General features: G+C 45.7%; 18 protein-coding genes. 11 read left to right on the top strand and 7 right to left on the bottom strand.

Annotated features, from left to right (window positions below; all coding sequences use genetic code 11):
* The first annotated feature begins 99 nt into the window (after nt 1-99).
* The 4 genes from gyrB to ACYRYG_RS07215 all read left to right on the top strand — a co-directional run bounded on the left by gyrB (nt 100) and on the right by ACYRYG_RS07215 (nt 6,712).
* Nucleotides 100-2,070, top strand: a complete 1,971-nt coding sequence (gene gyrB, locus ACYRYG_RS07200; RefSeq protein ID WP_293418662.1) for a DNA topoisomerase (ATP-hydrolyzing) subunit B — start codon at nt 100-102, stop codon at nt 2,068-2,070.
* Between the two features lie 190 nt (nt 2,071-2,260).
* Nucleotides 2,261-4,636 (top strand): glycoside hydrolase family 95 protein, encoded by a 2,376-nt coding sequence (locus ACYRYG_RS07205; RefSeq protein WP_294075639.1) that lies wholly within the window; start codon nt 2,261-2,263, stop codon nt 4,634-4,636.
* Nucleotides 4,633-5,568, top strand: a complete 936-nt coding sequence (locus tag ACYRYG_RS07210; protein WP_293418666.1) for a hypothetical protein — start codon at nt 4,633-4,635, stop codon at nt 5,566-5,568. The genes ACYRYG_RS07205 and ACYRYG_RS07210 overlap by 4 nt, the downstream gene beginning before the upstream one ends.
* Nucleotides 5,569-5,830: 262 nt before the next feature.
* Entirely contained in the window at nt 5,831-6,712 is an 882-nt protein-coding gene (locus ACYRYG_RS07215) for a helix-turn-helix domain-containing protein (protein ID WP_460197901.1), read from the top strand.
* A 58-nt stretch (nt 6,713-6,770) separates the two neighbouring features.
* Here ACYRYG_RS07215 and ACYRYG_RS07220 read toward each other — a convergent pair whose 3' ends face one another.
* The 7 genes from ACYRYG_RS07220 to ACYRYG_RS07250 form a co-directional block, all read right to left on the bottom strand.
* Entirely contained in the window at nt 6,771-7,397 is a 627-nt protein-coding gene (locus tag ACYRYG_RS07220; protein ID WP_293443317.1) for a DUF3109 family protein, read from the bottom strand.
* 45 nt (nt 7,398-7,442) lie between these two features.
* On the bottom strand, nt 7,443-8,108 hold the full coding sequence (gene ung, locus ACYRYG_RS07225; RefSeq protein WP_293418672.1) for a uracil-DNA glycosylase: 666 nt from the start codon (nt 8,106-8,108) through the stop codon (nt 7,443-7,445).
* 48 nt (nt 8,109-8,156) lie between these two features.
* A complete protein-coding gene (gpmI, locus tag ACYRYG_RS07230; RefSeq protein ID WP_293418678.1) occupies nt 8,157-9,680 on the bottom strand; it encodes a 2,3-bisphosphoglycerate-independent phosphoglycerate mutase in 1,524 nt (507 codons plus the stop codon).
* A 177-nt stretch (nt 9,681-9,857) separates the two neighbouring features.
* Nucleotides 9,858-10,382: a ferritin gene (locus ACYRYG_RS07235; RefSeq protein WP_293418680.1), complete on the bottom strand. Its 525-nt coding sequence runs from the start codon at nt 10,380-10,382 to the stop codon at nt 9,858-9,860.
* A gap of 276 nt (nt 10,383-10,658) precedes the next feature.
* A complete protein-coding gene (locus tag ACYRYG_RS07240; RefSeq protein ID WP_293418674.1) occupies nt 10,659-13,163 on the bottom strand; it encodes a TonB-dependent receptor in 2,505 nt (834 codons plus the stop codon).
* Between the two features lie 112 nt (nt 13,164-13,275).
* Complete coding sequence (locus tag ACYRYG_RS07245) at nt 13,276-14,244, bottom strand: hypothetical protein (protein WP_293443320.1); 969 nt, start codon at nt 14,242-14,244, stop codon at nt 13,276-13,278.
* Between the two features lie 137 nt (nt 14,245-14,381).
* The gene (locus tag ACYRYG_RS07250) at nt 14,382-15,491 is read right to left on the bottom strand and encodes a carbohydrate porin (RefSeq protein ID WP_293424702.1); all 1,110 of its coding nucleotides are present in this window, start codon (nt 15,489-15,491) and stop codon (nt 14,382-14,384) included.
* Nucleotides 15,492-15,873: 382 nt separating this feature from the next.
* Between ACYRYG_RS07250 and ACYRYG_RS07255 the strand changes: the two genes are divergently transcribed.
* The 7 genes from ACYRYG_RS07255 (at nt 15,874) to ACYRYG_RS07285 (ending at nt 25,824) form a co-directional block, all read left to right on the top strand.
* Nucleotides 15,874-18,225, top strand: a complete 2,352-nt coding sequence (locus ACYRYG_RS07255) for a glycoside hydrolase family 3 C-terminal domain-containing protein (RefSeq protein WP_293425395.1) — start codon at nt 15,874-15,876, stop codon at nt 18,223-18,225.
* A gap of 604 nt (nt 18,226-18,829) precedes the next feature.
* A complete protein-coding gene (locus ACYRYG_RS07260) occupies nt 18,830-19,693 on the top strand; it encodes an AraC family transcriptional regulator (RefSeq protein WP_293425393.1) in 864 nt (287 codons plus the stop codon).
* A 614-nt stretch (nt 19,694-20,307) separates the two neighbouring features.
* Nucleotides 20,308-20,625, top strand: a complete 318-nt coding sequence (locus ACYRYG_RS07265; protein ID WP_293427219.1) for a hypothetical protein — start codon at nt 20,308-20,310, stop codon at nt 20,623-20,625.
* Between the two features lie 126 nt (nt 20,626-20,751).
* Nucleotides 20,752-21,165, top strand: a complete 414-nt coding sequence (locus ACYRYG_RS07270) for a hypothetical protein (protein WP_460197902.1) — start codon at nt 20,752-20,754, stop codon at nt 21,163-21,165.
* Nucleotides 21,122-21,691 (top strand): RNA polymerase sigma factor, encoded by a 570-nt coding sequence (locus tag ACYRYG_RS07275; protein ID WP_460197903.1) that lies wholly within the window; start codon nt 21,122-21,124, stop codon nt 21,689-21,691. Before ACYRYG_RS07270 ends, ACYRYG_RS07275 begins: the two co-directional genes overlap by 44 nt.
* A 95-nt stretch (nt 21,692-21,786) precedes the next feature.
* Nucleotides 21,787-22,080, top strand: a complete 294-nt coding sequence (locus tag ACYRYG_RS07280; RefSeq protein WP_293440970.1) for a 4Fe-4S binding protein — start codon at nt 21,787-21,789, stop codon at nt 22,078-22,080.
* Nucleotides 22,081-22,722: 642 nt separating this feature from the next.
* Complete coding sequence (locus ACYRYG_RS07285) at nt 22,723-25,824, top strand: SusC/RagA family TonB-linked outer membrane protein (RefSeq protein WP_460197931.1); 3,102 nt, start codon at nt 22,723-22,725, stop codon at nt 25,822-25,824.
* The last annotated feature ends 3 nt before the right edge of the window (nt 25,825-25,827 follow it).

The following is a 25,827-nucleotide window of genomic DNA, read 5'->3' on the forward strand; positions in this document are numbered from 1 at the left end:
ACTTCTTTTAACTTTTTAGCATCAACTTTTAATGACGTAAGACTTTTATATATCGCATATTTTTAGTATCTTTGCACATACATATTACGATACCAACAAATGACAGAAAATCAAGATCCTGAGGAGAATTACTCAGGGAAAAATATTCAGGTTCTGGAAGGACTCGAAGCGGTGCGGAAACGTCCTGCGATGTATATCGGTGATATTTCCGTAAAAGGGCTTCACCATCTGATCAACGAAACCGTGGATAACTCTATAGACGAGGCTATGGCCGGTTTCTGTACGGAAATAGAAGTAACCATCAACACGGATGGCTCCGTCACCGTTCAGGATGATGGCCGGGGTATTCCGGTTGACGAGCAGCCAAAGTTGCATAAGTCCGCGCTGGAAGTCGTCATGACGGTACTCCACGCCGGTGGCAAATTCAACAAGTCTTCCTATAAGGTTTCCGGTGGGCTCCATGGAGTGGGTGTAAGTTGTGTCAATGCGCTGTCTTCTCACATGAAATCACAAGTATTCCGCGACGGGAAAATTTACCAGCAGGAGTATGAAAAAGGAAAAGCCCTTTATCCAGTCAAAGTTGTAGGTACTACTGACCTGCGTGGGACACTCCAGCAGTTCTGGCCTGACGCTACCATCTTTACCACCACCATTTTCCAATGGGACATTGTAGCCAGCAGAATGCGTGAATTGGCTTACTTGAACGCAGGTCTGAAAATCACCTTGACGGACCTCCGGCCCAACGAGGAAGGAAAGACCCGCCAGGAGATTTTCCATGCCAGGGACGGACTGAAAGAATTTGTCCGTTATATCGACCGTCACCGTACTCATCTTTTTGATGATGTCATCTATCTGAAGACCGAAAAAGAGGGCGTCCCGGTAGAGGTGGCTATCATGTATAACACGGACTACAGTGAGAATATCCACTCCTATGTCAACAATATCAATACGGTAGAGGGCGGCACTCACCTCCAGGGATTTCGGGCAGCGCTCACCAGGACGCTGAAAAACTATGCTGATCATGATCCTGTGATCTCCAAACAGATAGAAAAAGCCAAGATAGAAATCCAAGGTGAGGACTTCCGGGAAGGCTTGACCGCTGTCATCTCCGTGAAAGTGGCTGAACCGCAATTCGAAGGACAGACAAAGACCAAACTTGGCAATAGTGAGGTTGCCGGTGCCGTACAACAGGCGGTGGGTGAAGCACTGACCAACTATCTGGAAGAACATCCGGATGAAGCTCGCAAAATCTGCGAAAAGGTACTCCTCGCAGCTACAGCCCGTGTTGCTGCAAGAAAAGCCCGCGAGACCGTACAGCGGAAAAATGTCATGAGCGGCGGCGGACTGCCTGGCAAACTTGCGGATTGTTCCAATAAAGATCCTAAGGAATGTGAAATATTCCTCGTCGAAGGTGATTCGGCAGGTGGCTCTGCCAAACAGGGCCGTGACCGGTACACCCAGGCAATCCTTCCTCTGCGCGGAAAGATCCTGAATGTAGAGAAAGTGCCATGGCATCGTGTCTTCGAGGCAGAGTCGGTTATGAATATCATTCAAAGTATCGGAGTCCGCTTCGGCGTGGATGATGAAGATGACCGGGAAGCGAACATAGACAAACTGCGGTATGACAAGATCATCATTATGACCGATGCCGATGTTGACGGTTCTCATATTGATACCTTGATCATGACTCTTTTCTTTCGGTTTATGCCGAAAGTCATTGAGGAAGGACATCTTTATATTGCCACTCCACCACTCTATAAATGTACTTATAAGAATAAAGTGAGCGAATATTGCTATACTGACCAGCAACGACAGGTATTCCTGGATAAATATGGCAATGGTGAAGAGGGACCGGGAATTCATACGCAACGATACAAAGGATTGGGTGAGATGAATCCTGAACAACTTTGGGAAACGACTATGGACCCACACCGGCGGCTGCTCAAACAGGTCACCATCGATGATGCTGCTGATGCGGACGAGACCTTTTCCATGCTCATGGGCGACGATGTTGCGCCACGACGTGAGTTTATCGAAGAAAATGCCAAATACGCTAATATTGACGCATAACGGCCTTAAACGAAAACCAGGGCGGATCAAAGGATTCGCCCTTATTTGTTTCTCTCATGCCGCTCACTGACAAGTATCCCTTTGAAGGGATTTTGCTCAGGCAGAAAAACTCCTCTATATCCTTGCCAATGCAATGCTTCCAGAATGATCATAAGAGTCGAGACAGAATCTGTTTCTGAATAATAGCATAATGAAAAAACACAAACTACTATTTCTTTTCCTTCTTTCACTTTCAGCCCTCCCGGTTGGCGCGCACCAGATAGCACGACTGCCGATGCGGCTTTGGTATAAAGAACCTGCCAGAGCTTTCGAAGAGGCTCTCCCCATAGGCAATGGCAAACTCGGAGCACTCGTCTATGGAAATGCAGATAATGACACGATCTACCTCAATGATCTCTCGTTGTGGACAGGGTGCCCGGTAGATACGGCTGAAGGCGGACAGGCCTACCGTTGGATACCGATAATCAGAAAAGCCCTTTTCAACGAGGATTATAAGGCGGCTGACTCTCTGCAGCTCCACGTACAAGGACATAACTCAGCTTATTACCAGCCTCTGGGTATCCTCCAGATCAAGGATGCGGACAAGGGAACCGTCTCCGGCTATAACCGTGAGCTAAGTCTCGACAGTGCTGTGGCTACCGTCCGGTATACCCGCGGGAGGATTCGTTATACACGGGAATACTTTGCTTCCCACCCTGACAAGATGATTGCCATCCGCCTGACAGCCTCTCATCCCGGCGCTATCAATTGTAGCATCACCCTCTCTTCCCTGATTCCACATGATGCCAAGGCTACAGAAAAACAGATTACTATGACGGGGCACGTGATGGGAGACGCGACCAATAGTACTCATTTCTGTACCATCCTCTCCGTCAGGAATCAAGGGGGACAGATCTCAGCTTCTGACTCTACCCTGAGACTTAAGGACGTGGATGAAGCAGACATTTTCCTGATCAATGAAACAAGCTACAATGGATTTGACAAGAACCCGGTTACGCAGGGAGCTCCTTACCTGGAAAATGCTGCCGATGATGCCTGGCATCTTGTCAACTTCTCCTATGACCAACTCCTCCAGCGCCATTTGCAAGATTATATGCCTCTATTCCACAGGGTCTATTTCAAACTTGGAGAAGTTGAAGAGGACCCGGTCAGAACTACCCGGCAGCAATTAATGGACTATAGCGATCATCAGGAACAAAATCCATATCTGGTCATGCTCTATTTCCAATACGGTCGATACCTCCTCATCAGCAGTTCACGAACTCCCGGGCTGCCCCCTAATCTGCAAGGCCTGTGGGCTCCTGCCAGGATATCCCCTTGGCGGGGAAATTATACCATCAATATCAATCTGGAAGAAAACTACTGGCCGGCTGAGGTGACGAACCTGCCTGAAATGATCATGCCTCTGGAGGGCTTGCTTAAAGCAATGTCCATAACCGGGAAATATACAGCACGGCATTTCTATGGCATCAGCAGCGGCTGGTGCGCCGGCCATAATGTTGATGCATGGGCGATGACCAATCCTGTCGGCAACCATCGTGAAAGCCCTAAATGGAGCAATTGGAACATGGGGGGAGCCTGGCTCGTGGAGACTCTGTGGGATCACTACGACTATACACGTGATACCACATTCCTCCGCCACACGGCTTACCCTTTAATGAAGGGAGCAGCTGAATTCATGCACCACTGGCTCATTCCCAATCCGAAAAAACCGGGAGAACTGATCACCGCTCCTTGTACGTCACCTGAAGCTGAATATATTACGGATAAGGGCTATACAGGGTGTACCTTCTATGGAGGAACTTCTGACATGGTCATCATCCGGGAACTTTTCAGGAACACGATCAAGGCAACCCGCATTCTCCACGTAGACAGTACCTTTGCCACTCAACTCGAATCCGATATACAACGACTGACACCTTATAAAATCGGAAAACGGGGTAATCTGCAGGAATGGTATTATGACTGGGCTGACCAGGACTGGCATCACCGGCATCAGTCACACCTTCTGGGATTATATCCCTTCTCCCAGATCTCTCTGGCTAAGACGCCACGACTGGCTGCGGCTGCAGCACGCACTCTTGAGATCAAGGGAGACCAGACAACAGGATGGAGTGCAGGATGGCGTATCAGCCTCTGGGCCCGACTCCACCGCCCGGACAAAGCCTACCTGATGCTCCGCCGCTTGCTTACTTATGTGCCGCCGGCCAACTATACAGACCCCAGACACAGACCTGCAGGAGGGACCTATCCTAACCTGTTTGACGCTCATCCCCCCTTCCAGATCGATGGCAACTTCGCTGGAACTGACGGAATCTGTGAGATGCTCATGGATTGTGACGGAAGTACGATGGACCTTCTCCCTGCCCTGCCCAAGACATGGACTTCGGGGGAAATGGACGGGCTGAAAGCCCGGGGTAACTATACGGTCACTTTAAGATGGAAACACGGCAAATTAACAAGAACCATCATAACGGCGGCCTGTCCAGGAATCCTTACTGTCAGATATGGCAATCAACATAAAATTTTGACTTTTAAAGCCGGCCAGACAAGAAAACTGAGATGAAAACCATCAGATTAACAGGAAAAGTCCTTGCTGTACTATGCATGATTCTCTACGGAGAAAATATATCAGCCCAGGAATTCGGCACTCACTGGATCTCGTGCCCGAATCCGGATAACCGCTCGGAGGTGTGGTTCCGTAAAACTTTCATCACCCGGCATCGTCCTCAGGATGCAAAGATTACGATTGCTACGACGGGACGGTTCCAACTTTTTGTCAATGAAAGGAATGTCAGTCATGAAGTGCTCTTGCCTGATGCCTTCAACAGAGATAGTTGTATCCATGAAATGACTTTTGTGGTCAGCAATATCCTTCGGAGCGATTCAAATACCATCGCTGTCTGGTATGCACCAGATCCCCATTTACATACTGACAAGCAACTTTCATTATTCTATTATGGCACCTCTCCCACCGGCCAGCCCTTCTGCTACAAGGCAGATGAAGACTGGCTGTGCAAAAGGGCCTGTGGCTTTGTCTCTGACAGCCTGGAACAACTTGACAATAATTCTTACGATCCTTCCTGGAAGGCCTGCACCATAGACACACAGGGATGGACACCTCCGCAGAGTTCTACTGACTCACATCTCTATACCATCCTTGATGACACCTATAACCGACAGGGAGGACAAATCACGAAAATTCTCTATCCAAAAGAAACTTTCTCTGATAATTACAGTATAACCTATCGCTTCCCAAGACGCTTCACAGGATGGGTGCGCCTGACCATCCGCAATGCAACCCCGGGCGAAACTATCCGCATGAATGGCTTCAGCTATATCTGCAACGGAATAATGGACGAACAGGCCTGCCGTAGATTCACTATGGATACCCAACAGGATCTCGTGATAGAAGGTGACCGGTATTTCAGAAAATCACAAATCCAGAACATCGAAGGACTTGTAATCTGCCCGGTGACCGGTTGGGATTTTGAATAGCCTATAGAAAAGCCTGACCCACCATTAATCAATTATAAAACTTCCTCAGCTTCAAAGTCATGAAGACGAGAAGAAATGGTCTAAAATTCATAGAAAAGTTTACTGTTCCGAAAAAGAGAATGATGACTGGAGAAAAATTCTGATAAAAATGCCTAAAATAGAGGTCGAAAAGTCCGTATATATTAAAAGTACTTCTGTTTTTCCTGTTTTATCACACGAATGTAAATTATAATGACTATATTTGCCCCCAAAAAGAGCAATTATGAACAATAAAGACATGAAACAAGTCACCATCTCAGAAGCCAAGACCCTATACAAGACAGAAGACTACATCGATGATGACCTGTTACTCTTCGACCGTGTTTCCGATATTCCACTTCCCAGTGAACCGAGAAGGATGGATTGTCTTCTCATCGCCCTTTGTACCAAAGGCAGGGCGCAGTATACGGTAGATACTACTGAAAGGAGCAGCACCGCAGGAGACATCATCATCATCGGCGAAGGGCAGATTACTGATAATTTCATGCTGAGCCGTGACTGTGATGGCATTGCCTTCATGCTCAGTTACAATTTCTTTCACGAGATCATCGCGGGTAGTCATGAGCAGTCTGCCTTGTTCCTTTTTTCCAAAAGTCATCCTGTTTTTTCACTGAACTCAGAAGAAGAGTCAAATATTTTCAATTACCTTAAGATTATCAAGAAAAAATTAGGAGAAAAAGAACACCATTTTCGTAAAGAAACCGTAAAATTGCTTATTTCTGCTATGATCAGTGATGTGAGTAACATTATCTACAAGATACAAAACGTAAACAACACGAAGCAAACGCGTGCAGAGACGATCTTCAGTGATTTTATCCGACTGGTAGAACAAAACTATAAGGAAGTACGACGGGTGAGTTGGTACGGGCACCAACTATGCATCACTCCTAAATATCTTTCAGAGACGGTCAAGGCCGTAAGCCACCGCACGCCCAATGAATGGATTGACAATTACGTATCACTGGAAATCCGTGTACAATTGAAGAATTCAACAAAGAGCATCAAAGAGATCTCAGAGGAACTTCATTTCCCCAACCAGAGTTTTATGGGAAAATACTTTAAAGAACAAGTAGGTATGTCTCCTTCTGAATACAGAAAGAGTTAAGAAGCAAGTAAGGGACACTGCAGAGAAACAGCATTGGTCTTTCTGTATGGAAATGCCCTCAATGCTGTTTATCCCCGGCAGGCATCCGTTTCGTGACTTTCAGTTGATCCGCCGCAGCACAAAGTAAATCATACCATTCCTGACCGAAACGCCTGATAAGAGGTTCCCTTAAGAACAGATACAGAGGCAGATTCTGTCTCCGCCCCTTTTCCAAAGCACCCTCACAAACATTCCACCATCTGTAAGCCAGCCCGAAAGTGCCATTGTGAAAATCTTTTTCCCGCAAGGGATAAAGAGCGCAGGAGATAGGTTTCTGAAATTCCGTTTTTCCTGCACGATAAGCCTTTTCCAATGCGCAAAGGCAAATGCCCTGCCTGTCATAGCAAGTAAAGATACAATCCTTGCTTCCCACAATACTCAGATCAAGATCCCGGTCTGTATCCACATACCAGATACCCTGTTGCTGAATGACCTCCTTTGCGGCAGCCGATAAATCGTCTGCCACTGTCGGAATACAATCTTCTATGGCTTTTACCTCTCTGTCGGTAACCGGTGGTCCCGCCTCACCTTCTACGCAACACCGGCCTTTGCAGACCGCCAGGTCACAGCAAAACTGCACAGTGAAGACAGCAGGATCCACCAGGACATTGCCAACCTGCAAGAGAGGAAGTTTGTTCTTATGCATGATCATCAGGGGTAAATATATCCAGGACCTTCATACCATAACCTGTCACCATTGTACCGGAGGGATCCCATTCTGTTCCAGATACGCATTACAGCGTGAGAACTGGTGGTTCCCGAACCAGCCACCACGATTGGCTGACAGCGGAGAAGGATGTACAGATTCCAGGATCAGGTGTTTGTTACGATCAATATAGGCAGCTTTGGAACGAGCATAGCCTCCCCATAACATAAATACCAGATGCTCCCGCTCGGCATTCAACGCCTTGATAGCCGCATCCGTAAAACGGTCCCAGCCGAGTTTTTGATGGCTGTTAGCCAGATGAGCCTGTACGGTCAGCGTAGCATTCAACAGGAGCACCCCCTGCTTAGCCCAGCGTGTCAAATCGCCGTTTTGCGGCATTGGTGTTCCCAGATCCATTTGAATCTCCTTGAAGATATTCACCAGCGACGGAGGCATCATGACCCCTTCAGGCACAGAGAAACTTAATCCCATGGCCTGACCGGGCTCATGATAAGGGTCCTGGCCGATAATGACGACCTTCACCTCATCAAAAGGACAAAGATTGAAAGCATTGAAAATAAGTTTCCCCGGCGGATAGCAAGTGTGATGCATATATTCCTGACGAACATAATTCGTAAGGTTTACGAAATACTGCTGGTCAAATTCTCCTCCCAGACGCTTCTTCCAACTCTCTTCAATCCTGACGTTCATATTCTTTCCGATTAACACTCATGATCACGCCCTTAGTCCGATCATCTTTCATTGATGATCAGTGATCAGATTCTCACCTGTCATATCTGCCGGTTGTTTCAAACCCATAATATGCAGAATACTTGGTGCTACATCTGCCAGACGTCCGTCTTTCACCGTAGCCGAATTGTTGTTGGTTACATAGATAAAAGGCACGGGATTCAGGGAGTGCGCGGTATTCGGAGTTCCATCCGGGTTGATGGCATTGTCTGCATTACCGTGATCTGCAATGATAATTGCTTCATAATCATTGGCTTTGGCGGTCTCGATCACATCATGGACGCAATGGTCAACAGCTGCAACAGCCTTGGCAATCGCATGATAGATACCCGTGTGACCGACCATATCCCCATTGGCAAAATTGACGACAATAAAATCGTACTGCTGAGTCTGGATAGCCCCGACCAACTTATCCTTCACTTCAAACGCACTCATTTCAGGTTTCAGATCGTAGGTAGCAACCTTAGGAGAATGCACCAGGATACGATCCTCTCCCGGGAACGGAGCCTCACGGCCACCATTAAAGAAGAAGGTTACATGGGCATATTTTTCGGTCTCAGCAGTATGTAACTGACGAAGCCCTTGCTTGCTCAGATATTCGGCAAGAGTGTCAGGGACATTATCTTTCGGGAAAAGAACATGCAGGTTCTTGAAATTAGCATCGTATGGGGTCATGCAATAATACTGGAGATCCTTCAGCGTATGCATTCCCTGATCCGGCATATCTGCCTGGGTCAACACCTGTGTCAACTCACGGGCACGGTCATTACGGAAATTAATGAAGATGACCACATCACCATCGCCAATCGTCCCATCTACCTGAGCATTATGGATCGGTTTGATAAACTCATCTGTCACCCCCTCATCATAACTTTCCTGCATGGCTTGCAGCAGATCTCCGGCCTGCTTTCCCTTCCCTTCAACGAGCAGGTCATAGGCCTCCTTGACACGATTCCAGCGTTTATCCCGGTCCATGGCATAGAAACGACCGACAATATCAGCGATATGGGCACCATTGGCATCACAGGCCTTCTGTACCTCTGCAATAAAGCCCTTGCCACTCTTCGGGTCTGTATCACGACCGTCCATGAAGCAATGAACAAACACCTTCTTCAGATGATAGGCGTTACCGATCTCGATGAATTTCTCCAGATGAGCCAGGGAAGAGTGTACGCCACCGGTCGAAGTCAATCCCATGATATGCAACTTCTTTCCGGTCTTCTGGGCATAACTATAGGCGCTGATCACCTCCTTGTTCTTTAAAATATCACCACTGGCACAAGCCTTATTGATCTTCACAAGATCCTGATAGACAACACGTCCGGCGCCAATGTTCAGATGCCCTACTTCCGAGTTGCCCATCTGCCCTTCGGGCAAGCCTACATCTTCACCGCAAGCCATCAACTGGGAATGAGCGGAAATTGCGTTCAAATAGTCCAGATAAGGAGTCGGAGTATTATAAATTACATCACCCTTACCGTGTTTACCGATTCCCCATCCATCGAGAATCATCAATAAAGCTTTCTTTGCCATCATATCAATTATCTATTAATTTATTCTGATCCACAAAGATACGACTTTTCCATAAATCCACGTAACAATCCATCGCTTTTTAAATCTTTTCCTGTCAATTCGGAAAAGATCTTTTTCTGTTCGGCACAAAAAAACACCTGTCCTATGGGCAGGTGCTCAAAATTATTTCTGATATTCCTACAAAACCGAATTAGTCAACGGCGGAGCCTGACGATAAACTCTTCCTCCAAGCTCTTTATCCAGCATATAGATGCCAAAACCGTTGTCCTTGATCATCTCCAACTTATCGATAATGTCTCTTGCATTATCTTCTTCCTCCACCTGTTCATCGATAAACCACTGAAGCATGCTCTCCGTTGCATAATCGTTTTCCTTTTTTGCCAAAGCAGCAAGTTCATTGATCTTTTTCGTAATCTCCTGCTCATGCTTCAATGTACTTTCAAACACCTCAAGGACGGATGGCCATTCCTTAGGAACAGACTCCACTGCACCCAGGATAACCCTGCCATCACGGCGGATCACATAATTGAACAGGATCTTGGCATGATCCTGCTCCTCTTTGAACTGGACTTCAAACCATCGTGCCATACCTGTCTGTCGCATGGAGTGACAATAGGCAGCCATTGACAGATATAAATAAGCTGACCACATCTCGACATTGATCTGCTCATTCAGGGCTTTCTCTATTTCTTTATTCAACATCATCATCCTCCTTTTTATTGATTATATTATTGATATTAGTTATGTTAAAATCAGAAGTTATGCTCTCAATGGGTTAAAATGATCGGGACTAACTGATTATGTTCAAAGATAAACATAAAAAATAAGGAAAGTGGCAGTTACAATTGAAAACATTGCATTATTATATATTTTTAACTGTTATGGAATTCCATGCCATCTTCCCTTGTCCCCACGGGTGTCCCCCGTCAATTGATTACAACTGTTTCAGTACATCGCGAAGGGAGAGGACAGGGCCCCTTATTTATCGTTTATGTCAGAAGAATCACTGCCCTGTTCCACATCTGAGTTTTCATCCCCCGCAGGCATCTGTTTCGGTTTACTCGGCTTAGCCTTCATATTGCCAAAGTTCCAGGTAAGGGTAAAGTTGACCTTCCTCCCTCCACGCCGTTTCAGTTGATAGCGATCGAAAGTTTCAGAACTTGTATAGGTCTCAAACTTACGGCTGTTAAGCAAGTCATGGCAACTCACAGACAAGACAAGGGCTTTATCGAAGAAATTCTTTCTCAGGCTGAAATCCATTCTGACATTCGATTTACGGTAACCCTGTGCGATACTCTGACGACTGCGATACTGTGCAGAGGACTGCAAGGAGATTCCATAAGGCAGGATAAGACTGGCCATCACCCGGGCATTCCAGATAAAGTTATGCTCCCCCGCTCCGACGATCGTCTGTCCATCCATGTTACAGTTGAACCCATCGAGCTTATAATAATAAGCATTGACATTCGTGGTCAGGTCAAGGATACGGAACAGTTTATCTTGTAGTGTTGCCTCAAGGCCAGTGCTCAGGCTGCTAGCCACATTCAGGTTTGTCTGGTACATCAGTCCGTCAGCACTACTCTGATAGTTGATACGCTGGATAACGTCAGAAGTAGGCTGGTAATAGGCACTTAGCAGAAGGGAATGTTCCGTCCAGGTACGAAGATAGTTGAAGGAGAAAGAGTGTGAGTATTCCGGTGTCAGCTCCGGATTTCCATAAGAGATAATAGAAGCATCACTCGTGTTCTTGAAAGAATTAAGCTGTCCTCCCCACGGGCGGCGCAGCCTCCGTGTGTAATTGATCTGCAACTGATCATTCTTGGTCATCTGGTAACTCATGAACACACTCGGGAAGAGCTGAAACTGATTTTTCCTGAAAGCCGGTACACGCTTTGACGGATCATATTCCTGTTCCCAGGTATAACTTTCCGTATTCACCTTCCAGTACTCCCCTCTCAATCCGCCCATGATCCCCCACTTCCCTAGTTGGTACTGTGTGGTAAGGTACAAGGCATGAATATCCAGATCATAGATGAACCGGTTAAAATAGGTCTGGTCTTCTTTCTGGTCTCTGCCATCCCAATAAGTATTATCCACGTATGATTCCTGTGGAGTATTCTCATGTGAGAAGTTGCCCTGATAGCCGGCCTGCAGTTTTAAAGCTTTCGTCAGTTGGTTCTCATAGTCGAGTTTTACCTCCTGTGAACGGTTACGGATATATTGCGGACGGTATTGAAATTCATAGTCTGTAGGCTTCGCCTCCGTAAAATAGACCGTAGAATCCTGATAATAATTATTATTATCTGCTTTCCACCTGTTGAAATCTACGGTAAGATTCAGGAAGTGCTTGTCAGAGAAATTGTGACGGTAGTCGAATTCGCCATAATACATATCCATAGGACTGTTGCTGTGCGAATACCGCGAAAGGAGATAGGAATCTCCATCTCCTCCTGAAATCCCGTTATGATAAGGTGTAGTGCTCCAATCCTTAAATTTTCCGGTCATCATCATACCACTCAGAGAAAGATCATCATGGCTCGTAGCGTGCCAGGTAATGCCAGCACGTGAGAACAAGTTATTACCCATTTTATCATCATGGGTATCATAATTCTGATATTTCCCCGTCTTCAAAAAATTCTGCTCACTTTTCTCCTGTCCCTGATTCTTCAAATGACGATAACCTACATTGAGATAGGCATCAACAGACTTATTATTATAATTGAAATTAAAACTGCTACTGGCTCCGCCACGGGTATCGACTCCTCCCTGCACAGAACCGTAATAGCCCGCTTTCCGGTCCTTCTTCAACACGATGTTGATAATGCCGGCAGAACCCTCCGCAGAATATTTTGCAGAAGGATTGTCAATGACTTCAATATGATCAATGCTCTCGGCAGGTAACTGCTGAAGGATCTGGGCTCGGTTGTCAGAGGTCAGCCCACTCGCTTTCCCATTGATCCAGACCTCCACGCTCTCATTCCCGCGAAGGGAAATATTGCCATCGTTATCCACTTCCACGGAAGGGATGTTCTCCAGGACGTCCGTAGCTGCTTCTCCTGAATTAGAGATCAACTGACTCACATCAAAGGATTTACGGTCCACTTCCAGTTTTACGGTTGCCTTCTGGCCTGTGACCGTCACCTCCTTCAGCATTCTGGAATCCCCAGAAAGATAGAGAAGCGGGAAACGTACACTCCGGTTCTTGTCCGTAATCTTAAAATTACGTTTCAAGTCACGATAGCCCACATAAGTTGCAGAAAGAGTATAAAGGCCATCCGGGAGCCCGTCAATTCTGAAGTTTCCGGCCAAATCAGTCACGGAACCTTTTACAAGGTCCGTACTGTCCTGATGGGAAACACGGATCGTGACAAAGCCAACAGGCTCATTATTTTTCTTATCCAGCACTTTACCTTTTACCTGCCCTTGTGCCGAGGCCGTAAGTGTACAGCACATCAGCAAGAAGAAAATCATAAATCGAGTCATACTGTACTCTTAGATGTAAATACGAAACAGAAGTTTAATACCAGTCAAAAAAAATCCAACTTGTTTTTACGGATAAGATTACGACCCGTTGTCTCCGGAAGAGTCCGTATCATTAAAAAGAACTGACCTCCAATAAACCGGTAATACCACCGGTACTTCCTACGATCATTGTATCCTTATCCTTAAAACACAATCCTTCAGGTTCACAGGAAATGATGCTCCCATCAGGATGATAAGTGACAGGAGTCAGTTTCCGTACAATGGAATAAGTATGGTCAGCATTCAATTGTATCTTCAAGAGATGAGGTTCCTTATATCCCGTACACAGATAAATATAACCATTACGGTAACAGCATCCTTGATATACTCCTGTCTCCTCTCCCGTATAGGCATCCAGAACCTTCAGTGTTCCATTATATTCATGATCAGACTTCCCCTTTATCAAGGTTCCCCAGGAGGTTTCATCATCCTGCTTTTCAGAATGATCGGAAAAGTCCGCGGAGCCTACCCCCAGCATACATCTGAAAATCTTTCTCGGCGCATTCTGCCCTGTCAGCAGGTAAATGATCCTGGGATTTCCTCCCCACGTACAGATCAGCCCGCTTCCCCCGATTTCCTTTTTATCAGTAGCGAGAGGAATGGAGATGACATCCTGACCGTCAATGGTAATTTCAGCACCTGAGTTGACCTTCCTCAGGAAATGGGAGACCAGATCCAGCCGCGGTCTTATCGTAGTCCTCCACGTCCCATTGCCAACGGCCAGCACATCTGCCTCACGATTATAGTCAACCGTTGCAGCATGACCTAAGTTGTGCCTCATCGGTGGAAGCGGATGATAATTAAGATCCCATCGCAAGATATCTGCATAAGAGGAATGATCATCTTTCGATGCTTTGAAATGCAAGATCGTATTGCCAACGATCGTCAATCCCTGGTTGGCACAATAATGGGTTTTCTGCACAAAGGGGATGTTGCATACCGCCAACAGTTGATGATCTGACGATGAATTGCTCTGTGCATATAACAATTGATTTGTTTCTGCTACCAGAAGAAAAAGAATGACTTTCAGGATTCGTTGCATAGGAAATAAATAAATTGGAGCTAAATTAGATATTTCCAGATGATTACCACTAAAAAGAATCGCATTTTACATATTTTTAGGCTATATTAACAGGACAAACCGTCCGGTGACATGCTGCATACGGTGCAGGATGGTCTTCAAAAATCCAGGCTGGCTCGCAGCAGCGCCACCGTATGATATTCGCCTGTGATACGGAAGGATTGAAGGGTGGGCTGGACGGTAAGATGAGGCATTACAGGAAGACTGTAAGTAAGCTCCATGCAATTCTCCTCCACGCCGCCACTGTACAGGGAGCGGTTCCAGGTCAAGCCTGCGGCATCATCCCTTTTAAGAAGATGAGCACAGACCACACCGGCTGCAAAATATAAATAAGTTTCATTTTTACGTTTAGGCGCATAGCCACCCTGGAGGAGCAGTCCCAGTGGGTGCAAACCGGAAAAGAGAGGTTGTTCGACCAAGCCATAGACTGACCAGTCAAAATGCTTGCCCGTCGTATATTCGTCCCCATTCTCATCCACCTTCGTCTGGGGGGTGTGGCCACAAACCACACCGAGATGGTACTCTTTGCTGAAATCTTTTATTCCTCCAGGGGTCTCATAGCCCACCTCAAAAACATTTATCCATCCATCCTTTGAAGGACGGAAACGAAACTCCTTGTCCCAATGATAAGAAGACATACCATTATAGAGGGAATTCCGGAAGGTAATATGGTCTGAAGGATTCCATTCCTGATGAAAACACAAAGAAGACTCTGGATAATTGCTGATATTCCAGTTGTCTGCCACCGTGGGGTAGATGCCATAAGAACTGTTAAGGAACAAACTGGTAAGGGGAGTATTGAAATAATCTCCATTCATATTCCTGACGCCAAGAAAGACGCTGAAACGGCTGGTGACCTGCTGTGTAATGCCAAGCAGGGCTAAGGAAAGGGGAATTTGTTCATCCGTCTGTATATTAGAGAACGATTGGGGATCATCCAGCACTGTCCAACTTTTCCCCTCGCCAATACGGGTATTCTGGGTAGCGATGACGGACATCTCTGCCTCTCCTCCAGCCCAGAGGCTCATCCGGCCACTCAAGTCCATACGGTTCTCCCAGTTGACTTTTCCATCATCCATATTCCACGAACCTTCAGTGATCAGCGATGCGGCGATTTCGTTTTCATGATCTCCTTCTTCTGGAGAAGAGGGTACTGACACGGGTATGAGGAGAAACGGTAAACTGATTTTATAAAATAATTGACTCATTCTGCTTTTCTTCTTCTTTTACTTTTAAAGATCATGAAATAGGATTCCGGCATCGGTCTCATGCCTTATTTCTCCTATTGCCAGACCTCTCAGGCAACGTTCATGCTAACTGAATTTTATTATTGCAAAAGTATTACAAAAAAGAGGATCATGCAATACTTAAAAATCGGTATATTTATTTTGCTATCCCGTGTCCTATCCCCTCACACATTAAGAAGTAAAACATTCCATCAAGTACGAATCAGAGAGAAAGAACGTACAATTAAGTACAAATCTGTTCGACATCACACAAATTATACCATTCCTGATAGCCAGAATAAAAATAATTCTCTATCTTTGTAAAAATCTGTCTATCATAAACATAACTATCTATATCTATCAGATGAAATATAAAACGATTCCGCTCGCTCTTTTAGCGGGCTTTTTATCAACTACAACTATGGCACAGAAAACTCCTCAGTTAAACGCAAATGACATTGACCAGGTGATTGCCGCAATGACCCTTGAAGAAAAGGCCCAACTCCTCGTAGGGGGTGGCAATAGTGGTTTCGTGGGCAGCGGTGCAATGCTCGGACATCAGGAAAAACTCGTAGCCGGTGCGGCAGGCATTACCGTCGCCATCCCTCGTCTGGGTATTCCGGCTACCGTACTCACGGATGGTCCAGCAGGTGTGCACATCAACCCCACACGCAAAGGGACATCACAAACTTTCTATGCTACTGGATTTCCTATCGGCACCTGCCTGGCCTCTACGTGGAACACCCATCTGGTGAAAGAGGTAGGAAAAGCCATAGGGAACGAAGTTCTCGAATATGGCTGTGACGTGATTTTAGGACCGGGAATGTGCCTGCAGCGTAACCCTTTGGGAGGACGTAACTTCGAATACTATTCAGAGGATCCGGTGGTGACCGGAGAGATAGGAGCTGCCATGGTAAACGGCATCCAGAGCCAGGGCGTCGGCACCAGTCCGAAACATTTCGCGGTCAATTCCCAGGAAGGTGACCGCACACGGGTAGACGAACAGGTCAGCCAACGTGCATTACGTGAATTATACTTAAAGGGATTTGAAATCATGGTCCGCAACAGCCATCCCTGGACGATCATGTCGGCCTATAACCGGATCAATGGTACTTACTGCCAGGGCAATAAGGATCTGTTGACGAATATCCTGAGAAAGGACTGGGGATTCAAGGGAATCGTAATGACTGACTGGATCGGCGAGCGCAAGGACTTGCCGGTGTCACAGGAAGTGGCGGCCGGCAATGACCTGCTCATGCCTGGATACCCGGTACAGGTGCAGGATATTATAAAAGCCGTCAAAGACGGGCAGCTCAATATTGAGGATGTAAACCGAAATGTAAGAAACATGCTCGAATACATCGTCAAGACACCGCATTTCAGGAATTATCAGTTTACAAACCGCCCGGACATGAAAGCTCATGCAGCGATCACACGCCAGGCAGCTACAGAAGGGATGGTGCTCTTGAAGAATGATGACCATACCTTACCTCTCCGCAATCTGAAACGGGTAGCCCTCTTCGGAGTCAACTCATACGACTTTTTCAGCGGCGGACTAGGTTCCGGTTGTGTCAACGTGCCCTATGTCGTCAACATGCTGCAAGGACTGAAGAACAGTGGTATCTCCTCCACTCCACAACTGACGGAGATCTATACGGACTATGTGAAATATGCAAAAGCTAAACTCCAGGCCGACAAGAACCCTGAGATGTGGTTCCTTGACCAGGGCCAGCCGAAACTTGATGAAATAGCCATCAGCAAACGGTGCATAGAGCACGAGTTGCCACAGGCTGATGCGGCGATCATCACTCTCGGGCGTCAGGCAGGAGAAGGTATGGACCGGAAAATTGACGGAGACTTCAACCTGAGTCAGAAAGAACAGGATATGATCTTCCGTGTCAGCGATATTTTCCATGCAGCAGGGAAAAAGGTCATCGTGATCATTAACTCCGGTTCTTCTATGGAAACGGCCAGTTGGCGTGACCGGGTAGATGCGATTCTCGTAGCCTGGGAACCTGGAGAGGAGGGAGGAAACAGTGTTGCCGATGTCCTGACAGGGAAGGCCGACCCGTCAGGGAAACTGACCCAGACCTGGCCGATCTCCGTAAACGACGTTCCTTCTACCAGGAATTTTCCCCAGCAGCCAGATTACTATAATCTGACTGACAAACTCGCCCAGCATGCGGTAGCAGGGGTGGATTTCACCAAGCACGATGAAGACATTTATGTCGGATACCGTTATTTTGATACCTTCCATAAGAGAGTGGCCTATCCCTTCGGCTATGGCCTGAGTTATACCACGTTCTCCTACAGCAAGCCGGAGGTCAAAGCCCACGGCTCTCAGATTGAGATAGAAGTAACGATCAAGAATACCGGTAAGATGGCAGGCAAGGAAGTTGCCGAGTGCTACGTGACCGCTCCCAAAGGGGCCTATGAGAAGCCGGAAAAAGAACTGAAAGCCTTTGCCAAGACACAGTTGCTCTCCCCCGGGCAGAGCGAAACGCTGAAGATGACCATCAACCAGCGGGATCTGGCCAGTTTCGATGAGGCAGCCAGCCAGTGGAAAGCTGATGCCGGTACTTATATCTTTAAGATCGGAGCCAGCGTGGAAGACATTCGGAGCATTGCAAAACTGAAAGTAGGCGGATACACTGAGAAAGTGAGCAATTCCCTTCCGGTCAATGCTCCTTTGGAGTTACTCCGACAAAAGAATTAAGCACGCTCTTCAGAAAGGGGTATCAAAACTCTATTTTCGAAAGACCTTACGAACAATCTGTAAACGGATTATTATAAGGGCCAATAAAAGCCATATCTTTCCCTGTATATGGGATAAAATATGGTTTTTATCTTTGTTAGTTACGATTCGCAACCTATAGAGGATAGTAATTTCTTTTTGGCACACCCTCTCTTTTGTTTCCCCCGCAGACGATAAATCTCTTACGTCACAGTATTGTCAGAGACCGGTTATCCTGCATTTTCCTTTCCCGAAAAGCACCCACACTACTCAGAAACCCATAGACAAAAATTCATCATCTCTAAAAAGACTTGAATCTTTTTGAAAAAAATTGTCCTTTTCGAAAAAATACCGTATCTTTGTGTTTTACAACATTACAGAAACTGAAGATTCACGCTAAAATAAGCGGATAAGCATCACCATTCGTTTTAAACGAACAGGCCTTCTTTCAATCAATCAAGTGTGGTATCATTTTTAAGTCTGTGAAGATAGCGGATATTCAGACTGATAGGAGGGGAAAAATAAAAAGCAAGAAAGAGAGAGGAAAGAAATTGCGCTCTCTCTGTAAAAGGACAAGTACTAATATATGGAAAAATATCTTTATAATTTACAAGAATTCTCACATAACTATGGAATTAAAACCGTTTTTGGATCAGAGGTCGCTTATATCTTTCTCAATGCCCAATCCATTTCAAAAGCAGAAACGGCTTCCTACTGTCTGAATTTTTATAGCATCTCGTTGATTCATAAAGGAGAAATCCAGGTCCAGATCAACAATACCAGGATTACCCTTCACACAGGGCAACTTTTCTACCTGTCTCCTTTCCAGTTTACGGAAATCCTCAAAGCTACACCTGATACTGAAATAGAAAGTGTTTTCGTGACCCCTGAATATTATGATCAGACTCTAAACTCTGCTCATGATTTCACGCTGGGACTCATTGACATATATGCGCTCTACTCTCTGAATGAAACACAAGAAGAAGAGTTTTACCACACCTATCGGACACTCCGCCATTTTATTGCGCAAAAGCATGTTTACAAGAATGAGATCATCCAAGATATTGTGCATATCATCCAGTTCTTACTTTCAGATCTGACCCTGCATGGAATGACCCAGCCACATGATGCCAGTCACAAGGAGGAGATATACCGCATCTTCGTCCATCTTGCTGCCAAGAACTTCAGGAAAGAACGTCAGTTGAAGTTCTATGCCGATCAGTTGAATATTACTTCCACCTATTTAAGTCGCACGATCCGGGAAGTATCCGGCCATACCGTTTACGACTACCTGGAGAGTTTACTTTATGACGATGCCTGCTCCCTGCTGAAGACCACCAGCAAGTCCATAGGCGAAATAGCAGAACTTCTCTCCTTCCATGACCAGGCCGCCTTCTCAAACTTCTTCAAGCAACACTCCGGCATGTCTCCTCTCGCATTCAGGAAATAAAACCATAAGTCTGCCACTGATTTCAGATGCTCCTTCCTTAATCTTGCCGGAAAAGGACTCCTGAATCAAAGACACAATCATCAACACCCGACTTTCACCATCGCTGTCAACTTTCACCCCAATGGTACATAGAGATGGCCTCAATGGTACATAGAGAGGATCCCGATGGTGCATAGAGATAGCCCTGATGGTGCATAATGGTCTATAAAAGGGTACATGGAGCCCCCACAGAAGTCAGAAACCGACTTTACCAGAATCCGGCCAGTGCTTTTTCTCCTCATAGCAAATCAGCAGACACCTTTATCCATGCAGAATGACTAGCCTATATTTTCTCATTTTTTCTTTAGTCTTCCTATACAAAAATGCTTAACTTTAACGGCAGGATTAAAAATACTCCGAATAATCAACAACCGGTACAATCAACTCATTCAAAAAAACAAGAAGAACCGATTACTGCGATCCTTTAAAGGCCATAAATAGCCAAAGGAGATAACTGTCTTTATGCATAAAAGCCATCTTTTTTGTTTTTATATAAAATATTTCGGCATCTCAGTTGTCTACAATAGTAGAGAGCTCTTTAAAGTATCAATTGTAAAACATAAAAAATTAAGACAATGGAAACAAAAGGATGTAAAATGGGTTTCTTCAACAGAAGGCTATTTGATATGGATGACCGGAAACAATTCCAGGCAGACTGGTCTAAAAAAAGTGATGCCGAAAAAGTAGAATGGGCCAATGAGAAGGTCCGGCAGATGTGTCAGGATCCTTTTTCTGCAGAAGCACTGGATGCCCGCTGCCAGAAATGGATGTCAATGACCCCGGAAGAGAAGGAGGCCTTTTTAGATGGGCATAGAAACCGGATGAGACACTGCGTTGGCAGGCACCACCGCCATGGCTGTTCTGATCCAAAGGACCAAGGGCATAATTCCTGAAGGAACAAGCCCTAACGTTCCTCATTCCGAAGGATGGGTGTATCGGAGCCAGTCATAACGCCCTCATAATGACTGGTTCCCTCTCGAAACAGAGAAACAGATAAAAGATTAAAATCAAACCATAATATGAAATATCTAAAATATTTGAAAGGACTCATACCATTTGGCTTTCTGATGATGATTACAGCAATATTCAGTGTTGCTGTCATGCTATTATGGAACTGGCTGATGCCGGTCATTTTCGGATTGACAGTCATCAATTTCTGGCAAGCCTTAGGCCTACTTTTATTATCACGTATTCTGTTCGGAAGTTTCAGGTTCGGCAGATCTGGAATCGGCCATTATATAAAGAACCGACAGGTTTCACAAAAGTGGAAGGAAATGTCTGATGACCAACGGCGGGAGTTCATGAGAAGAAGATACCAATATGGTTTTGGCAGACAACATAACAGAGATTTCTTTGACCGTGAAAACTGCCAAGAGCACAACAGGAACAATGAGCAAGAAAGTCGAGACAAAAAAACCGGGGAAACTGATTGAAGAGAATCAGTCTAAATTAAAGTCCTTTATTACCAAAAGAGTCCCCAACAAGGAAGATGCCGAAGACATCTTGCAGGATGTCCTTTACCAATTTCTTAAGACAGTCAAGGAAACGGACAATCCGATAAGTCAAGTAACCGCATGGCTCTATCATGTGGCCAGAAACCAGATCATCAATAAACGCAAAAAGAAACATGAAGCAGAAATGCCAGTGGTTTCCGATGACGAAGATGATGAAGACGTGATTCGAGATTTCTCAGAAATGCTTTTTGATTCAGATCCACAAACACCAGAGACAGAATATCTCAAATCCCTCGTATGGCAGGAGTTAGATACTGCTTTGTCCAGTCTGCCAACAGAACAGAGGAGAGCTTTCGAGTTGACAGAAATGGAAGGGCTGTCCGTAAAAGAGGCTGCCCGGCTGGAAAACATCTCCATAAACACACTTCTCTCTCGTAAGCATTATGCCGTAATCCGCCTCAGGGACCAATTAGAAGATCTTTATCATGACATTATTTGCTTTTGACTTTACCGGAAACTCATCAGAAAGTCAAGCACATTTTAACGCTCAATCCGTATACTGATCTTCAGGATAAATTCTTATGACTAAATAAAATTAAAATGAAAATTTTCCTTCTTATTATTATAGCAGGTATGATCGTGATCTCTTTACTCTATCCTTTTTTAAGGAAAAAGAATGCACGAAAAAGAATACTAAAAGTAAACGCAGAAAATTGTGTCGGTTGCCAGCATTGTCTGAGCAGATGCAGGCATGGAGCATTAAGAATCGTTACCGATGAATCCGGAAGACATGTCATTGTCAACACGGATAAATGCACCGGTTGCGGAGACTGCATTACCGCCTGCAAGCATCATGCCCTGACATTAATAGAACGAACAAAAGTGAAACAATGACAAAGAAGATAATCATTTGCATACAGGAAAAGAGGGGCAGAAGAGCCCTTTGGTGAACCTTTGTGAAGTTGGTGAACTTTTGTGAAGTTGATGAACCCTTGTGAAGTTGGTGAACTTTTGTGAAGTTAGTGAACCTTTGTGAAGTTGGTGAACTTTTGTGAAGTTGGTGAACCCTTGTGAAGTTGGTGAACCCTTGTGAAGTTGGTGAACTTTTGTGAAGTTGGTGAACCTTTGTGAAGTTGGTGAACCCTTGTGAAGTTGGTGAACTTTTGTGAAGTTGGTGAACCTTTGTGAAGTTGGTGAACTTTTGTGAAGTTGGTGAACCTTTGTGAAGTAAAAGATGATAGTCCTTATCATTTTTTTATCTACTTTTGTAGTAAAAACACTATCCGCCGAAAGCATCAGAACGCAGAGGCAGGAACGAACATCCATCATCCCGTATTTCTCCCATCCCGAACCATGCCATTCACAGAAATGTCATCATGTCTTTATACCCATGTATTATCCTTTGTATTATTTTGCAAACGATAAGGAAAAATTAAAGATCACAATGACATTATTCAAGACATGGTAAAAACAAAGAGAGAATTAGCAAGACTAACTTTTCTATGCATATTCCTGGCAATATGCGGAGGAACAAGAATGTCGGCACAAAGTGAGACCGGCCAGATTCCCTCACAACAAATCACGAGCCATATTATAAAAGGGTTTGTATGTGATGAGAACAATGATCCGGTACCCGGAGCCATCATTACGGAGAAAAAGGGAAGTAGCAAAACGATTACTGACCAGGACGGACTTTTCTCCATTCCTGTTTCGGATGAAGGAGAGGTATTATCAGCACATGTTATCGGTTACAACAACAAGGATATACCGGTAAAGAACAAGAAATTCATTTCCTTTAACCTGATCCCTGACAACAAAGTACTGAATGAAGTGGTCGTCGTGGGATTCGGGAAACAGAAAAAAGAGTCGCTTGTAGGCGCCGTCACCGCAGTAAAAGCAGATGATCTGAAGATGACATCCAGCAGTCTGACAACTTCATTTGCCGGCAGGATACCCGGCATCATTGCCTTTCAGACCAAGGGAGAACCAGGATATGATGCAGCCCAGTTCTATATCCGGGGCGTTTCCACTTTCGGTTCAAATACAGCCCCGCTGATCCTTCTTGACGGAGTGGAAATCAACACGACAATGCTGAACAATATACCTCCGGAATCCATAGCCTCCTTCTCCGTGCTTAAAGATGCCACGGCCACCTCCCTTTACGGTTCGAGAGGAGCCAACGGTGTTATCCTTATTACCACCAAGACAGGGCGCTTGTCCGACAAGATGGAAGTGAATATCCGATTTGACAACACCCTGTCCACCCCCACCACCATCCAGAAGATGGCCGACGGCCCCACCTATATGGAAATGTATAACGAGGCCAAGAGCAATGATGCGACACTGAACGGTACGACCTACACCCCTTTTTACAGTCAGGACAAGATCGACAAGACCCGTTCAGGAGCAAACCCTTATCTGTTCCCGAATAACAACTGGTACAAGTTGCTCTTCAAGAACTTCAGTATGGACCAGAATCTGAACGTATCCGTCAAGGGTGGAGGACGTAAAATAGGTTATTTCATGAATGCCGGCATCTTCTATGAAAACGGGATGACCCGTGCTCCCAAAGAAGCAGTAATGGACGTAAGCACGTACAGTAAGAAATACCTTTTCCAAAGCAATATTACGGCAAACCTCACCCCTACTACCAAAATGGGACTGAACATGAACTCTCAGATCACGCAATATCATGCCCCCTATTCCGGGCCCGATTCAGGAGATCTAAGAGGAGAAATGCAGTTATCCAATTTCTTCTATTTAGTCATGAGGGGCAATCCCGTTCGTTTTCCAGCCACACTCCCTTCCCAGGATGGAGACACCTTCGTACGATACGGCAACAACACTTCCTGGGATGTAGGAAACGTAGACGTCAACCCTTATGCGAAAATGAGCAGTGGATACACAGAACGGAGCTATGTGTACATGACCACAGCCTTCACCATAAATCAAGACCTCAAGTTTATCACTCCAGGGCTGAGTGCAAGTGCCCTGGCCTCCTTCTATAATTACAGTTTCAGTTGGTTGAACCACTGGATCCAACCCTATTATTACAAGGTGAGCGACGATTATACGATTGACAGCAACGGCAAATACCAGTATACGGAAGCCCCGATAGGAACTGCAGGTAATACCGCCATCCAATCTTCCTCCGGTCAGGATCCCACGAACCGAGTATGGTCCTTACAGAGCACCATTGACTATGCCCGTTCATTCGGGAGGCATAATGTCGGGGCTACATTCGTCTATCACATGAAGGAGACCCGCAATGACAAGACCAACGGAAGCGAATATGATCTGTTGCCCTACCGTGAGCAAGGACTGGCCGGAAGGCTCACCTATAACTATGAAGAGAAATACCTCATGGAGGCCACCTTCGGATACAACGGATCAGAGAATTTCGCGCCGAATCATCGTTTTGGTTTTTTCCCTGCTATCGCATTAGGATGGACCCTATCCAAAGAAAAATTCTTCCAGCCTCTGACGAAAATCATCAACCAACTGAAACTCAGGGGGACCTACGGATTAGTAGGGAATGACGCTCTCGGAACACGTTTCCCCTACATCACATCCGTCAGTCTGGACAATTCACTGTCGTGGTGGTACGGATCAGACTACAGCCAAGCTTCGGGTCCCCAGATCAGCGTATACGGAAACGAGTATGCCACATGGGAGAAATCCAGGAAACTGAACATCGGTATGGACATGAGCCTTCTCAACTGCCTTGATCTTACCATCGATCTGTTTCAAGAAAAACGTACCGGAATTTTCATGCAGCGCCGTTCCCTGGCAGCAATATCAGGTTTTGCGGATGCACTCCCCTACGCCAATATCGGAGCGGTAAAGAACCATGGCGCAGATATTGGATTAACGTTCAACAAAGCAGTCAACAAAGATCTGATCCTTGGTGCCGACGGAAGTTTCACTTATGCCCACAATGAAGTGACCAGCGAAGACGAACCGACAAACGTCCCCTCCTATTATTCCGTAATCGGACATCCCATCAACAGCATCCGGGGGTATGTGGCAGAAGGTCTCTTCACCTCCCAGAAGGAAATCGACAACTCCCCCAAGCAAACCCTATCCAACTATACGATCGGGGACATCAAATACAAGGATCTGAATGGAGATGGAAAGATAGATGGCAATGACATAACCACCATTGGAAATCCCACTATTCCAGAAATCGTGTATGGCTTTGGTGCCCATATAAAATACAAGAAATGGGATGCTTCCGTCTTTTTCCAAGGCGATGCAAAGGTCAGCCTGTTGATGTCCGATATATGGCCCTTCGCAGACGCCGCTCATCAAGGATACAACATAGCCCAGTACATCGTACGGGATCACTGGTCAGAATCCAACAATGTAGCAAATGCTGCCTATCCAAGACTCTCTCCCGTCTATTTACAAAACGACGTGCAAACGAGCACTTATTATGTAAGAGATGCCGCCTACCTGCGTCTGAAGACAGCAGAAATAGGATACACTTGCACAAAATGGCTGCGGGTATATCTTTCCGGGACTAACCTGTTGACGTTCTCCCCCTTCAAGACCTGGGATCCGGAGATGGGAAGCGGGAACGGATTACTCTATCCCTTACAACGCACGGTAAAAATCGGCCTTCAGTTTCATTATTAATTA

Source organism: Segatella asaccharophila (genome assembly GCF_054687055.1).

Bases quoted from the DNA above. Each gene is read 5' to 3' on its own strand.
- gyrB (WP_293418662.1), top strand. From the start codon at position 100: ATGACAGAAAATCAAGATCCTGAGGAGAATTACTCAGGGAAAAATATT.
- ACYRYG_RS07205 (WP_294075639.1), top strand. From the start codon at position 2,261: ATGAAAAAACACAAACTACTATTTCTTTTCCTTCTTTCACTTTCAGCC.
- ACYRYG_RS07210 (WP_293418666.1), top strand. From the start codon at position 4,633: ATGAAAACCATCAGATTAACAGGAAAAGTCCTTGCTGTACTATGCATG.
- ACYRYG_RS07215 (WP_460197901.1), top strand. From the start codon at position 5,831: ATGAACAATAAAGACATGAAACAAGTCACCATCTCAGAAGCCAAGACC.
- ACYRYG_RS07220 (WP_293443317.1), bottom strand. From the start codon at position 7,397: ATGCATAAGAACAAACTTCCTCTCTTGCAGGTTGGCAATGTCCTGGTG.
- ung (WP_293418672.1), bottom strand. From the start codon at position 8,108: ATGAACGTCAGGATTGAAGAGAGTTGGAAGAAGCGTCTGGGAGGAGAA.
- gpmI (WP_293418678.1), bottom strand. From the start codon at position 9,680: ATGGCAAAGAAAGCTTTATTGATGATTCTCGATGGATGGGGAATCGGT.
- ACYRYG_RS07235 (WP_293418680.1), bottom strand. From the start codon at position 10,382: ATGTTGAATAAAGAAATAGAGAAAGCCCTGAATGAGCAGATCAATGTC.
- ACYRYG_RS07240 (WP_293418674.1), bottom strand. From the start codon at position 13,163: ATGACTCGATTTATGATTTTCTTCTTGCTGATGTGCTGTACACTTACG.
- ACYRYG_RS07245 (WP_293443320.1), bottom strand. From the start codon at position 14,244: ATGCAACGAATCCTGAAAGTCATTCTTTTTCTTCTGGTAGCAGAAACA.
- ACYRYG_RS07250 (WP_293424702.1), bottom strand. From the start codon at position 15,491: ATGAGTCAATTATTTTATAAAATCAGTTTACCGTTTCTCCTCATACCC.
- ACYRYG_RS07255 (WP_293425395.1), top strand. From the start codon at position 15,874: ATGAAATATAAAACGATTCCGCTCGCTCTTTTAGCGGGCTTTTTATCA.
- ACYRYG_RS07260 (WP_293425393.1), top strand. From the start codon at position 18,830: ATGGAAAAATATCTTTATAATTTACAAGAATTCTCACATAACTATGGA.
- ACYRYG_RS07265 (WP_293427219.1), top strand. From the start codon at position 20,308: ATGGAAACAAAAGGATGTAAAATGGGTTTCTTCAACAGAAGGCTATTT.
- ACYRYG_RS07270 (WP_460197902.1), top strand. From the start codon at position 20,752: ATGAAATATCTAAAATATTTGAAAGGACTCATACCATTTGGCTTTCTG.
- ACYRYG_RS07275 (WP_460197903.1), top strand. From the start codon at position 21,122: ATGAGCAAGAAAGTCGAGACAAAAAAACCGGGGAAACTGATTGAAGAG.
- ACYRYG_RS07280 (WP_293440970.1), top strand. From the start codon at position 21,787: ATGAAAATTTTCCTTCTTATTATTATAGCAGGTATGATCGTGATCTCT.
- ACYRYG_RS07285 (WP_460197931.1), top strand. From the start codon at position 22,723: ATGTCGGCACAAAGTGAGACCGGCCAGATTCCCTCACAACAAATCACG.